General features: G+C 57.0%; 9 protein-coding genes and 1 pseudogene. 6 read left to right on the top strand and 4 right to left on the bottom strand.

Going from position 1 to position 13,480, the window contains the following annotated elements; all coding sequences use genetic code 11:
• The first annotated feature begins 57 nt into the window (after nucleotides 1-57).
• The 3 genes from QMP16_RS21510 to QMP16_RS21500 all read left to right on the top strand — a co-directional run bounded on the left by QMP16_RS21510 (nucleotide 58) and on the right by QMP16_RS21500 (nucleotide 5,258).
• Nucleotides 58-2,388 (top strand): GumC family protein, encoded by a 2,331-nt coding sequence (locus QMP16_RS21510; protein ID WP_282154057.1) that lies wholly within the window; start codon nucleotides 58-60, stop codon nucleotides 2,386-2,388.
• 172 nt (nucleotides 2,389-2,560) lie between these two features.
• Nucleotides 2,561-3,484: a hypothetical protein gene (locus QMP16_RS21505; RefSeq protein WP_282154056.1), complete on the top strand. Its 924-nt coding sequence runs from the start codon at nucleotides 2,561-2,563 to the stop codon at nucleotides 3,482-3,484.
• A 706-nt stretch (nucleotides 3,485-4,190) separates the two neighbouring features.
• Nucleotides 4,191-5,258, top strand: coding sequence for a tyrosine-type recombinase/integrase (locus QMP16_RS21500; RefSeq protein ID WP_282154055.1), 1,068 nt, complete (start codon nucleotides 4,191-4,193; stop codon nucleotides 5,256-5,258).
• A 112-nt stretch (nucleotides 5,259-5,370) separates the two neighbouring features.
• On the opposite strand, the gene QMP16_RS21495 is transcribed toward QMP16_RS21500, so the two are convergent.
• The 3 genes and pseudogenes from QMP16_RS21495 to QMP16_RS23690 all read right to left on the bottom strand — a co-directional run.
• Nucleotides 5,371-6,408: a hypothetical protein gene (locus QMP16_RS21495; RefSeq protein ID WP_282154054.1), complete on the bottom strand. Its 1,038-nt coding sequence runs from the start codon at nucleotides 6,406-6,408 to the stop codon at nucleotides 5,371-5,373.
• A gap of 16 nt (nucleotides 6,409-6,424) precedes the next feature.
• Complete coding sequence (locus QMP16_RS21490) at nucleotides 6,425-7,738, bottom strand: GMC family oxidoreductase (protein ID WP_348774627.1); 1,314 nt, start codon at nucleotides 7,736-7,738, stop codon at nucleotides 6,425-6,427.
• A 165-nt stretch (nucleotides 7,739-7,903) separates the two neighbouring features.
• Nucleotides 7,904-8,005: pseudogene (locus QMP16_RS23690) on the bottom strand (hypothetical protein); the annotation flags it as partial.
• Nucleotides 8,006-8,289: 284 nt separating this feature from the next.
• Here QMP16_RS23690 and repA point away from each other — a divergent pair.
• From repA to repC, 3 genes are all read left to right on the top strand, one after another.
• Entirely contained in the window at nucleotides 8,290-9,525 is a 1,236-nt protein-coding gene (gene repA, locus QMP16_RS21480) for a plasmid partitioning protein RepA (protein WP_282154053.1), read from the top strand.
• The gene (repB, locus tag QMP16_RS21475) at nucleotides 9,515-10,450 is read left to right on the top strand and encodes a plasmid partitioning protein RepB (protein ID WP_282154052.1); all 936 of its coding nucleotides are present in this window, start codon (nucleotides 9,515-9,517) and stop codon (nucleotides 10,448-10,450) included. Before repA ends, repB begins: the two co-directional genes overlap by 11 nt.
• Before the next feature lie 198 nt (nucleotides 10,451-10,648).
• Nucleotides 10,649-11,839, top strand: coding sequence for a plasmid replication protein RepC (repC, locus tag QMP16_RS21470; RefSeq protein WP_282154051.1), 1,191 nt, complete (start codon nucleotides 10,649-10,651; stop codon nucleotides 11,837-11,839).
• A gap of 99 nt (nucleotides 11,840-11,938) precedes the next feature.
• On the opposite strand, the gene QMP16_RS21465 is transcribed toward repC, so the two are convergent.
• The gene (locus QMP16_RS21465; RefSeq protein WP_282154050.1) at nucleotides 11,939-13,330 is read right to left on the bottom strand and encodes an AAA family ATPase; all 1,392 of its coding nucleotides are present in this window, start codon (nucleotides 13,328-13,330) and stop codon (nucleotides 11,939-11,941) included.
• Between the last annotated feature and the right edge of the window lie 150 nt (nucleotides 13,331-13,480).

The raw sequence follows: 13,480 nt of genomic DNA, 5'->3' as shown, positions 1-13,480 counted from the left end.
CGCGGGCACAAAATCTTTTTAGAGTTGAAAGTTGGTTTTAGTTCAGGTGAGTGTAGAGTGAATAAGTTAGTTAAGCCATTGGTCCTGTCGAACCCGGTTAACACGGCCAAACCACGGAAAGACCCCTTGGACAATATCGACGACACGATTGATATTCGCGGGCTTGTCTCGAAGATTTGGCATGGCAAGTGGATCATCGCGATCTGCCTGCTGATCGCCTATGTGTTGGGTTATCTCTCAGTCTCTCAGATCGTGCCCACGTATCGGGCAAACGCAACGGTGATGTTCGACATCCAGAAAAGCAATATTGTGGATCTTCAGAGTATCCTGGATGAAGAGCGGTTCGACAGGAGCAAGCTGGAAGATCAGATGCTCATCCTGTCGTCGACCAGCCTGATCGAGAGGGTAGTCGACCAGCTTAATCTGGACCAGAACCCTGAATTCAACCCGGCGTTACGCGAAGAGAAGCTCAGCCTCATAGATCTGGCCAGAAGCTACATTACGCTGCCGCCCGAAGTCGTCGACATCATGAAGGATCTGGGGCTGGTCACCCCGCCGCGGCCGCCGCTGCCGGCTGCGGATGCCGAAGCCCGGCAGATCGCGCGGGAAAACCGCCTGAGAGTGGCAATCGTACGCAATGTCCTATCCGGCCTGCGGCTGGCACCGGTGGGAGATTCCCACGTACTGAACATATCCTTTGTGTCGACCAACCGGAACACGGCCGCCGAAGTTGCCAATGCGATCGCCAATCAGTACATCGTTGACCAACTTGAGGCCAAACTCGAAGCGACACAGGCCGCCACAAACTGGCTGAGCGTTCGGGTCGATGAATTACAGGACCGCGTGGAAGTTGCGGAAAACAAGGTTGCGGACGCGCGATCAGCCCTCGCTGTGGAACAAGGTCAGAGCCTCAATATAACCCAACAGCAACTGGCGGCCCTCAACGCGACACTGGTACAGGCACGAAGTGACACCGCGCGCATTCAGGCAAATTACATCCGACTGAGAAACGCGCTGGAGGACGTCGACACGCTGGACACGGTTTCGGAATTCCGGGCGTCACCCGTGGTCGCGGAAATCAGACGGCAGGAAACCGATCTTGCAGCCCAGGTCATCACTCTGAACGCGTCGGTTTCTCAGGACAACCCATCTTTGGTGCTTGCCAAGCGCCAGCTTGAGGAAGTGCGTAGTCAAATCCGCGAACAGGTTCTTGAAGAGGCCAAGAAGATCGTTGTCGCTACTCAAAAAGACTTTTTGGCCGCCCAAGAGCGGGAAGCGGCCCTGATTACGGAAGTTCGCGAACTGGAACAGAAAGCGTTCGAACAGTCAGCAGATGAAGGAACGCTGCGCCAGCTAGAGAGGGAGGCGCAGGCCAGCCGGGCCCTTTACGAGAATTTCCTTAACCGGTTGCGGGAAGCCAACGCGCAAGAGGACCTTGAAACTGCAGATGCCCGCGTCTTGTCGCCTGCAGAAGTCCCCCTCCGGGCGCAATCACAACAGCAACGCCGCACTATGCTGCTGACCATGTTCCTGGGTGGGGCGATTGGTGTCGGGATCGTCGTATTTCTGGATTTGTTGAACAATACCTTCCGCTCACCGGAACAATTGGAAAAAATATCCGGTGAGGCTGTTCTGGGTATTCTGCCCTCGATCGGTTCACGAGTGAAACGCCACGCCGTTCTGAAGGAACTGCAAGACAAGCCGAACTCCTCGCTCGCGGAATCGATTCGGAACCTCAGGACCAGTATCCTTTTGTCTAATGTGGACAAACCGCCCAAGGTGCTAATGTTCACCTCCAGCGTTCCACAAGAAGGCAAAACCGCTACCGCAATGCTGACGGCAATGACCAGCCGCCAGATGGGAAAAACAGCGATTATCGTCGATTGTGATCTACGTATGCCTGCCGTGTCGCACATGATCCAGGATGCGGATGTCCGACCCGGATTACTGACTGTGATCGACGGAACAACCCCGATCAATGATGCGATTTACGAGGAACCCACCTCGGGTGTCCACGTACTCACAGTTTGTGGGGGCGAGCGCCTTGGATCCATCAATGCCGCCGACGTACTGTCTTCGAAGCGCTTCGAGAAGCTTATCGAAGCGCTGAGCCAAAGATATGACCTAGTTGTCCTCGACGCGCCGCCAGCCCTAGTCGTAACCGATGCACGTATCCTGTCTAAGCTGGTGGATACGGTCGTCTATGCCGTGCGCTGGGACAAAACTCCGCGCGGGGCTGTGCTGGAAGGCCTTAAGGAAATGCGATCTGTGGGCGCCCCTATTGCAGGTGTCGTGATGACGATGGTGAACGAAGCACGGGCTACGAAATACGCATATGACGGATACAATTATTATAAAGGCAGGTACCGGGATTATTACATCTCGTGACGAAATGGACACTCACCTGCCCCTTCAATCCGGCAAAGGCTCTGTTGATAAAGCAGCGCTTTCGACAGAGCCAGACCCGACACCACTTCGCCTAACTATTCAGATTCCTCAGGCCATCTCTGTGTTTTGCATTGTATTCAATGCTCAAAAAGAACTGGTTTAGATACAACTCATGACCAAAACAGCAAGCTACTTTTACCACGTATTCGGATTTCCTCTTGTATCTGACTTTGAGCTTCCGGAGCTAGGCTCGCCCAATATAGCAGGCGCTGACGCGCAGCTGCCGGACCACGCTGTTCACATCACAAGGGGTTCTGTTCCGACTGACCTGGAAAACGGTCGGAAGGTAGAGGACTTCCTGGAGTTCAACCAAACCGAATGCACGTATTCTGTGAAAGACGTCGCAAGGTATCTGATTTCCGCGGGCAGACGGATTGTCATTCAGCCCGCGGTCGGTGCTTCGATGATTGATGTCCGGTATTACTTGTTTGGGACAATATTCGGTGCCCTCCTGCATCAACGGCAGCTTCTGCCGCTCCATATAAGTGCGGTTGAGACCCCGAATGGCATTTTGGCCTTCACCGGCCAGAGTGGTGCGGGGAAGTCCACGACGGCCTATGAGATCTTTAAGAAAACCGGCTGGCGATTGTTGTCTGACGATGTTGCCGTCATTGATCCGACTGAAAGTAATACATTGCTTCACTGTGGAATTTTCCGGCAGAAGCTGTGGAAAGATACTGTCGAGCGTTCTGGATTGCAGCCCGAGACCCTGACGCGTGACACGACCCGCGCTGAAAAATTCCACGTCTTTTCGCCTGAGTACTTTGTTTCGGAACCGCGGCACCTGCGAAAGCTCGTTATTCTGGATGTGGCAGACGAACCTAAACTGGATATGCTGGGATCATCTGAGGCGTTTACCCAGGTCATGAACACAATCTATCGCCCCGATCTTGCGCGTCTGTTCGGAGACATGTCGGCAACCATGCAAAATGTAGCAAATATTGCGAACGAGATTGAGACATTCAGATTTTGGCGACCCTGGTCCGTCGACCGTATGTCAGCCTCAATTCACTATCTGGTTGAGCGTTTCGGGTAGCGTGCGTCCCGGACGCTCAGCGTATCCTCGAAGCCGTCCCCTAAAACCACTCCGGCAGCTGCTTCAAATACTCACCATATATGAACTCGGCGAACAGTGGCGCACCCGCTAGAAAGTCCTCAACCAGAATGTACGCCTGTGCCAGTCCACCGGCACCCGCGCCTGTTACTTGGAAAGAGGCGGAATCCCTTTCCCGGCGTGAAGACATTCTCGAGGAACAAATTTGCTCCCATCACGATTTGGGAAAATACGAGTTTTTCAAACTGCACCCGCTTATTCTTGGAGATTATGGCAGGATAAGGTAGTTGCGTTACAAATTGCTCTGAGCCGTTTTTGAGCCGTGAGTTAAACTGCCGACACCGAGACCTTTTTCCTCCATATACCCGTTGACGCCAAATTTATGCCTGTCTTCTGTCCGTCTCGTCAATTCGCTGAACCGGCGGCCTAACTTCGTTGCGAACGCCTTGACAGTTCGGTCAGCTCAAAACTTTGCAACAAAGCCAGCCCTATCGCAAATTCTACTTTGAAGTGCTCTCCCTGCCTGCGCGATTTCGGTTATTGAGCAATGGCTCTATCTTCTTTGTGCGCGAAACGTGACAATTTTGCTTGTTACTCTCGTTGCATTTGAATTTTCCTATTACACCCGATAAGTATCCCTTATCGGATATAAATGATTTCGCCGGATAAACACGTCAAACTGGCACCCATGAAGCCCACAACCTCCACTTTGCCCCCCCACTTGCCCGCCCCCTCCCCTGCCCTGTCCGCGGACGATCAGGAGGCGCTGACCGATCTCTATATCCGCGGCACGCCCGCCAACACCTTGCGGGCTTATGAGCGCGACCTGCTTTACATCACTGCGTGGAAAACAGCACGCTTTGGGACGGCGTTGGACTGGCCCGAAAGTGCAGCCACGGCGCTGGCCTTTATTCTTGACCACGCCCGCGACCTGAATGACGCGTCGAAAACGGATGTTGCCCGTGAAACCGCCGAAGCGCTGATTTCGCAAGGGCTGCGCAAGTCCCTCGCCTGCCCTGCCCCGTCGACCCTGGACCGGCGCATCGCCTCCTGGCTGGCTTTTCACCGGATGAAGAACCTCGCGTCCCCCTTTGACTCCCCTCAGGTGAAACAGGCCCGCGCCAAGGCGCGCCGCGCCGCCGCCCGGCCTCCTGCCCCGAAATCGCAGCACCCGATCACCCGAGACATTCTGGAGCAGCTGCTGGCCACCTGCCGGGGCTCCCGCCGCGATTGCCGCGACCGAGCCATGCTGATGCTGGGCTGGGCCTCTGGCGGCCGCCGGCGATCCGAGATCACCGGGCTGATGCGCGAGGACGCGTCATGCAAGGAGTTTGACAAAACCGGTCTGGTCTGGCTGTCGCTACTGGGAACCAAGACCACGGGCAAGGGTGAGACCCCGCGCCTGGTGCTGAAGGGCCGTGCAGCACAGGCATTGGTGCACTGGATCGAGGTTGGGCAGATAAAAGATGGACCGCTGTTCCAGCCGATCTCAAAAGCCGATCGAGTGTTGGCGCGCCGCCTCTCTCCCGATGCCATCACTCAGATCGTCAAACATCGGTTGAAACTGGCGGGATTGCCGGAGGGATTTGCCTCCGCCCACGGGCTGCGCTCAGGTTTTCTGACCCAGGCGGCGCTGGACGGTGCCCCGATCCAAGCCGCTATGCGCCTGTCCCTGCATCGCTCCGTGGCACAGGCGCAGAAATACTACGACGACGTCGATATTGTTGAGAACCCCGCGGCAGATCTTTTAGGATAGGCTGTTCCAAAAGAACGAAGCAACCAAACCCAGCCAGCAGGGGCAAAGAGTAGCCAAATTTGCTCGGGAACCTACCCCAATATTGGGGATTCGCTCAGTTCAATACGGACTTTCACAGGTAACACTCTGGGGTTTGTCGCTCATACTGATGAAGGGACAACACAATGCGCAGGACACTTTGCTGTGAGTTACGCACCGGCAGATCGCAGAAGCGCTTTAAGCGCTCCACGGCGGCGGTGGCAAAGTAGTCGTAGAGGCCGTCAATAATGTCATACTCCACGTTGTCGGTCATCAGATCTTCGACCAATCTTGCATATCCTCGGATTTTCAACCGGTTGATTGCGGTATTGTCTTCGAGATATTCGAGTGGGAGACTTGTCACGTTTTGATCAACTGCATCAGAGGGCAGCATATTCCCATCAAGCGATATCGGCTGATACCAGCCGGACTCCTCCAGCGGAAATCCAATAAGGTGGCCATCGCCTGCGTCACCATCAGGCACATGGTTTGATATCCACCCACGGTTTCCGGCTACATACAGGGTGCCACGCGTGTAATCTCTTGGCAGAATCGCCCGGCACGAAATACCGTTCCCGGTGACAACCGAGTATGACGTTTTGCCATCCTCCGCCATCGTTGCCTTTATCGAGCGGAACCAGCGCGTGCCGGCGATGGACCGCAAGGTTACCAGCCCGTGGTAGCGATAGCTCATGCGGTCCAGTTTAATCTGGTGCAGCGCACCACCGATCGCACCGCGGGTAATGAGATCCTTGATGAGCAGTATCGGAGAGAGCTTAAACCAATCCTCCCCGACGATGACAGACTTGAATCCTGAGAATGTACGCATTTTTACAAAATCAGAAAGTCGCAGAGGAGGCGTATCCATAACAATGGAAATGTCTTTCTTACGCGGGATATCGTTGAGCGCATTGAGAACGCCCCAGATCGCATTCGTACGCACAGCAACGATAACAATATCGATGTCTTCAAAGTGCTTCGCATTCAAGGACGTGCTCGTGGAAAGCTGGGTGCCATCCGGCAGCGGCACGGCGTGAGGTTTGCGGCTGTGGATGCCAGAAAGCAAAACCTGATCGCCTAAGGCCAGAATGGCCGGTAGAACTGCGAATCTGACGCGTTTGCCCGCACCCACGATAGCAATTTTGGTATCATAGAAGCTTTACCTTAAGTCGATCCGCCAGGCGAATAGCCAGAGCAACAATAGTGAAAGTTGGGTTGGAGAAGCCGCCGGTGGGAAACACCGAAGAGCCGGCAATGTGCAAATTGCCGATGCCATGTACCTGACATTCCTCATCAACAACCGAGTTCTCCGGATCTTTGCCCATTCGGGTCGTGCCCATATGGTGCGAAGCACTGGAATATGGCAACTCGTCGGTCTTCGGCGGCCGACCGGCATCCCAGGAAAGCGTTCCCGCACCGGTGCCATCCAGAAGGGTCTGGATTTCGTCATGCAGTTTTAGGATGGACTGTAATTCGGCCTCTGACACCTTCCAGCGTACCTTTGACAAAGGTCTTCCGAGAGGGTCCGACTTATCCGACAGGGTCACCCTGTTTTCGGAATCCGGCGCCATTTCGATATGGTAATTGATCCGGAACTTGCGGTCAGGCCCTCGGAGCCCCGCTTTCTTGGAAACAAGAAACCACAAGTACCGTACAGCAAGGATCTTCTGGACCTTAAACAGATCGCACAATAGCTCGGCGTATAATTTCACATGGCTCGGGCGGTGTTTGATCAACACAAGTGTCGAAAAGAGCTTGCGTATCTCAGCGGTGGGCACCACGTCCAGCGCGGCCCGCCAAACAAAATACGAATTAACGAAGCGCCCATCTTTGCGCGTTTGAGGGGTCATGTATGACCCGATATCCATCCTGTGCCGGCCATTCTGCGGAAGAGCCATACCAAAATCGTCCGGGAAGGTTTTTCCGCGATTGAGCGTCACCATCGCAACACTTCCCCCGGGGTGGTCTATATAGTAGCGGCCAACGATGTCGTAAGTATTTCCGATCCCGTTTTTCATCTGGCCATTTGACGCCAGCATAAGACGCGCATTTTCGATGCCACCAGAGGCTAGAACATATTCTCGCGCAACTACTCGCGTCGTCTTTTGGCCCTGTTTGGATTGAGCTTCGAGATACGCCACCCGGGACAGATCATCTGTCAACACGACATTGGTAGCCGTGCATTGCAGAAACACAGTTATCGTCTCGCTTTTCGCGATGACCTTGCCTATCGTTTGGCTAAAATCCAATTGCCCGCTGTCTAGCCAATAAACCGAAACGGGCTTCAACCGCGTATTCGACGCGTTAGTATTGGGTGCGGTTTTCCATTGTGCATAATCTTCGGGTGCCGGTCCTTTATGGATTTTAGAGGCTCGCGCATAATATGGGTGCAGGTCTTCGGCTCTGATGGGCCAACCACTGTCTTCCGCCCAACTTGATCCTTGCAGATCTTCCGGCGTCAATGGCAACCACTTCCCAGACCAGGCCGTAGTGGACCCTCCGAACTGGCGAATTCGCGCATGACGCGGGACTTCGTTTTCAGGGCTTTCGACGTCGGAAAACTCTTGTGCAGCGTGGTTTCGATCAAGGTCACCGGTGTCGAGAACCGCGATGGTCAAACCCGTGTCGGCCAGTTCATGTGCCACAGTCAGACCAGCGGCACCTGCACCGACAATGCACAGGTCTACGTCAAGCCTAGCCGGAACGTCGGAGGTGTTTGCCTGGTGCATCATGAGGACGTTCGGCCCAAGGTCATCTAAAAATCAATTCTTACTGGTGTTAACAATCGTTAATGCTGAGCGTGGTTTTGATGATTATTGAAGCCCCCCTTCGCGGGAATATTTGGTCATTCCTTCAGGCAACTTAAGCAGCACAGCCTTGTGCCCGCTACCCTCTTGACCACGGAATATAGAAAAAACGCTTGCATGAATCGCAGCTTACACCGCATTAATTACGGAAAGCAGTGAATAAAACGGCCGCAAGCGTAACAACGAAAGGCCGAATGAGGGCAAAGATGGAGCAAGCAACCGCAGGGGTCCCCGTACCGGAGGCCCGGCAATCGAGCCATAACAGAGAACGGATCGACCTGTTGGTCGGAGATCACGCCCAGCGTTTATCAGAACGGCTGCAGGCGCATCGGGCGCAACTGTTCCCGCCGGATGCCAGGCGATCCCTGCGCAAGTTCACGTCCGGCGAAGCGGCAGAGCTGTTGGGCGTCAAGGACGCCTATCTGCGCAAGCTGCATCTGGATGGCCGGGGTCCCTCGCCCGAAACCCGGGCTGGCGGGCGTCGCTACTACTCGCCCGAGGATATTCAGGCCCTGCGCGAACTGCTGGAGGCCGGGGCCAAATCGCCGGGGACCTATCTGCCCGGGCGCCGCGCAAGCGATCACCTGCAGGTCATCACCGTGATCAATTTCAAGGGTGGCTCTGGTAAAACCACCACCGCCGCGCATCTGGCACAGAAAATGGCGCTGGATGGCTACAAGGTGCTGGCGATTGACCTGGACCCCCAGGCCAGCCTCTCGGCACTACACGGGTTCCAGCCCGAGTTCGACTTGCTGGATGGCGGCACATTGTATGATGCGATCCGCTATGACGATCCGGTGCCGCTGCGCGACGTGATCCAAAAGACCTATTTCACCAATCTCGACATCATTCCGGGTAATCTGGACCTGATGGAGTTCGAACACGACACCCCCCGTGCGCTGACGCAACGGGACGGTAACCTGTTTTTCACAAGGATCGGCGACACGCTGTCATCTGTGGAACAGGACTATGATGTTGTTGTCGTCGATTGCCCGCCTCAGCTGGGTTTTCTCACCATGTCGGCCCTGTCCGCCGCCACGGCGGTACTGGTCACCGTTCACCCGCAGATGCTGGACGTGATGTCGATGTGCCAGTTCCTGCTGATGACCTCGAACCTGCTGGGCGTGGTCAGCGAAGCCGGCGGCAACATGTCCTATGATTGGATGCGCTATGTGGTGACGCGCTATGAGCCCGGCGACGGGCCCCAGAACCAGATGGTCAGCTTCATGCGATCAATGTTTGGCGATCACGTGCTGAACCATCCGGTGCTGAAATCCACCGCAATCTCTGACGCCGGGATCACCAAGCAGACTCTTTATGAGGTCGAAAAAGGACAGTTCACCCGCGCCACCTATGAGCGCGCGATGGAAAGCCTGAATGCGGTGAACGGTGAGATCGCATCCCTGGTCCAATCTGCATGGGGGCGTAGCGATGGCGCGTAAGAATTTGCTCAAGGGGCTGATGGAAGCCCCCCCTGCTCCGGCATCCGATGATGCACCGTCGCGAGTTGATGTGGCCCGGCCACGTTATGGCTCGGGCGCGATCGGGGCCGTCAGCCAGTCGATCTCGGATCTTAAATCACGTGCGGTTCAGGAGATTGATCCGCGGACAATCGATGACGGCGGTCTGCGCGACCGTCTGGAGGAGACCACCGGCCTAGCCGAGCTGGCACAGTCGATCCGGGAATACGGTCAGCAGGTGCCGGTGCTGTTGCGCCCCAATCCCAACGATAGTGAACGGTTTCAGGTTGTCTACGGCCGCCGCCGGGTGGCGGCGCTGCGCGAGTTGGGTCAGCCGGTCAAGGCGCTGATCAGGGTGCTGGACGACCGCGCCGTCATTCTGGCGCAGGGCCAGGAAAACAGCGCTCGGCGCGATCTGAGCTTCATCGAAAAGGTCAACTTCGCCCGCCAAATGCAGGACATGGGGTATGAGCGCAAGGTGATCTGCGATGCGCTTCATGTAGATAAGACTTTGATATCGCGTATGCTTTCCGTGTCTGACCGCATCCCTGAACCGGTGATCCAGGCCATCGGCGCTGCCCCGTCGGTGGGCCGGGACCGCTGGCTGAAACTGGCTGATCTGCTGCCGCAGGATCAGATGCAAAGCGCGATCAATGCTGCACAGGGCGACACATCCGATGACCGGTTCGAAGCGGTTCTGACCGCCCTCACCCCGCACAAGCCTCCTGCCCCGCGTACCGATGTGCCGCTGAAGGGCGCGGATGGCACCGCTTTGGGTCAGATGCGCCGCAGCGGCACCAAGGCCGTGCTGACGCTCGACATCAAAGCGGCCGAAGGATTCGAGGGTTGGCTGGCCGAAAACATCTCAGATCTTCATCACCGCTGGAAAACCGGCCGGGATGAATAACCCGCACAAGCGGGATAACCGTGGAGCAGCGACAAGGAGGCACGAAACAGACAGGACGCAAAGAAAAGACCCCTCAGAACCGAAGTTCCAAGAGGCCTGAATTGGTGATTTAGCACCTCCGATTTTAAGGCTTTGAGTTGACGGCTGTCAACTGGCGTCGAGTCCGGCGGGTGAAAAAGTTTTGTCTCGTGACAGCATATGGAACACATTACAACGACGCCTTTCGGGCGGCGGCCGGTAACGGCTGGTCTGATCGAACAGGTGGTGGCCATGCAGGCCGCGCCTGAGATCCCGCATATCGACAAATGGGAGCTGCTGCGCGATCTGTGCACCGCCCGCCGTGCCTTTGGCGTGACCGATCGGGATCTGGCGGTGCTGAACGCGCTGGTCTCGTTTCACCCGAACACATCGCTGTCGGATAATAACAGCCTGATCGTGTTCCCGTCGAACGCGGCCCTGTCGGATCGCGCTCATGGGATGGCCGAAAGCACCCTGCGCCGGCATCTGGCCGCCCTGGTTCATGCGGGGCTGATCGCCCGTCACGACAGCCCCAACGGCAAACGGTATGCCCGCCGCGGCGCGGATGGTGAGATTGCCCGTGCATTCGGCTTTGACCTGCGCCCGCTTTTGCAACAGGCCGCGCGGATCACCGACGCGGCGCATCAGGCGCGCGCGGATCAGGCACAATTAGCCGCCGCCCGAGAGAAGCTGTCCCTGCTCAAGCGGGACGCTCTGAAACTGGCGCTTTATGGTCAGGAAAGCGCCCTGCCCGGCGACTGGGATGCGCTTCTGGCCGACCTGCTGGAGGTTCACAAGCTGATGCGCCGCAAGCTGGACCTTGCAGAGCTGTCCGGGCTGGAACGCCGGACCTCGGACATTCTGGGAAACATCCGCGCCCTGCTTGCCCTAAATACAGAAAAAATGAGCGGCAACGACGACGATTCCGGGCGGCACTATCAGAATTCAAAACCAGATAACCCTGAATCTGAACTCTGCCCTGAAAGGGACAAGGGCGAAGGCGGCCGGACCGATCCTGCCGAACCGGATCGCGATCTGCCACGGGTGCCGCTGCCGCTTATCCTGAAGGCGTGCCCTGATATCCTGCCTTATTGCGAACGCGAACCGCGCGACTGGCGTGATCTGGTGGTGGCCGCCAGCTATGTGCGTGGGATGATGGGGATCAGCTCCTCGGCCTGGCAGGACGCGCAGGAAGTAATGGGGCCGGAAGTCGCCGCTGTGACGGTGGCCTGCATTCTGCAGAGGTTTGGCGCCATCAACAGCCCCGGCGGGTATCTGCGGGCGCTGGCAGGCAAGGCCGCGGTTGGAGGATTCTCTCCCGGGCCGATGGTGATGGCCTTGCTGAACGGGACGAACCGTGCCGCCGCCTGAAGAATACCGCGTCGGACAGCCGGGTTTTTCCGAGTCTGTCAGCGGCAGTCGGTTCGAGTTGACAGCTGTCAACTTTGCGGCTGATCCGGTCCGGGACGCTTATGCCTGATTGCCGGCTGTCTCCTGGGCGGCCAGTTCATCACGGCGCCATGCACCAAGGAGCAGGCGTTTGAAACCGGCATAGGTCGCATCAAAGGCCGAACGCCCCCGCGCATAGGCCTCGCGGTTGAAATCCCGGTAATCGGTCTCATAGACGCTTGTGATCTGGTCGCCGGTCTGCCCGATAAGGGGCGTGAAATCCTGACGATGGGGGGAAAGCACCGTCCCGAGACTGGCCTGCATGAGGGCAGCGGTTTCCGCCTGTTGGGTACTGTCAAAACGGGTGACCACGGCGCGCACGGCGTCCCATTCGAAACTCAGGCCCGCATGCCCCAGCGCCTGGGCGGCGATATTCTCGGTCTCTTCAATCGAGGCAAAGGTCGTCTGCAGCATGTCGAAAAACCGGCTGGTGGCTTCGAACTCAAGGAACGATGCGCCCGTGGGCACCAGCAGGATGTCCGCAGCGGCCAGCGCACTGATCGTCAGGTTTCCCAGAGACGAGGGCGTGTCGAGCACCACAAGATCATAATCCCGCAGCACCCCATCGGCGGCCAGCCGGTCCGAAAGCGCATCCCACAGTTTCCATGCCCGCGCCTGCATGTGCCAGACCGGCACCTGAAACTCGGTCCAATACAAATCCAGCTGCGCGCCCAAAAGATCGATGTTGGGCCAGTGGGTGTGCTGAACCACATCCTGCGTGGTCATCTCCATGGCTTGCGCGACGGTGCCATCCAGGGGCAGGGGAGGTTCCCCCCGATCCAGACGCGACTGGTTGTCCCTCCGCAGATGATCGCCGTAATGGCGGGCGAGCAGGGGAAAGACGGTCTTCCATTTGTCCCCGGTCTGCCCCCCGAAGATCGAGGTCATCGATCCCTGACTGTCGAGATCAATGACCAGCACCCTGTAACCGTCCAGAGCGGCTGACATCGCCAGATGCGCCGCTGTCGAGGTTTTGCCCACACCGCCCTTGAAATTGGCCACGGCCACGATCTTGGCGGGCAGGCCGGGGGGACGATAGGGCAGGTAGTCGCGATGCTTGCTGCCCTCTGCCGCGAAATGCGCCCGCAAGCGCAGCACCTCGTCAAGGGTGAACCATTTTGCGCCGCCGTCGGTTTCTGTCAGGCCCTGCGGCAACCCGGGGTTCTGGCGCAGCACCCGGCGAAAATGGGCCGGGGCCACGGGGATGAGATATTTGGTAATCTCCCATGTCGAAAAGCGGCGCAGAGTTTTCTGACCGGTTGCGTCCAGCCCGCGGTCTGCAAGGGTATCCCGACCGTTCCGGCATGTTGCCGCGATCCCTGCGAGATCTTCCGTACCAATTGGCGCGCCCATATTTGCCAGCGCATCGTCCGGTGAAATGCCCAGATAGGGAACCTGGCCGTCACTGCCCATCAAAGCCTCCATATCCTGTTTTTTTAATACAGTACCACAAAAGGTGTTACATGGAAGATTTATCGTCTCACCCTTATCTCTTTTCTAAGAAAATAAGGGCATTAGCCGCCAGATTGCGGCTTTGGAGGCTTTGTGCACCTGCTTATGGTG

It is taken from the genome of Ruegeria atlantica (assembly GCF_947495585.1).
Taxonomy (GTDB): Bacteria; Pseudomonadota; Alphaproteobacteria; order Rhodobacterales; family Rhodobacteraceae; genus Ruegeria; species Ruegeria atlantica_G.
This window is presented reverse-complemented; position numbering and strand designations above follow the sequence as displayed.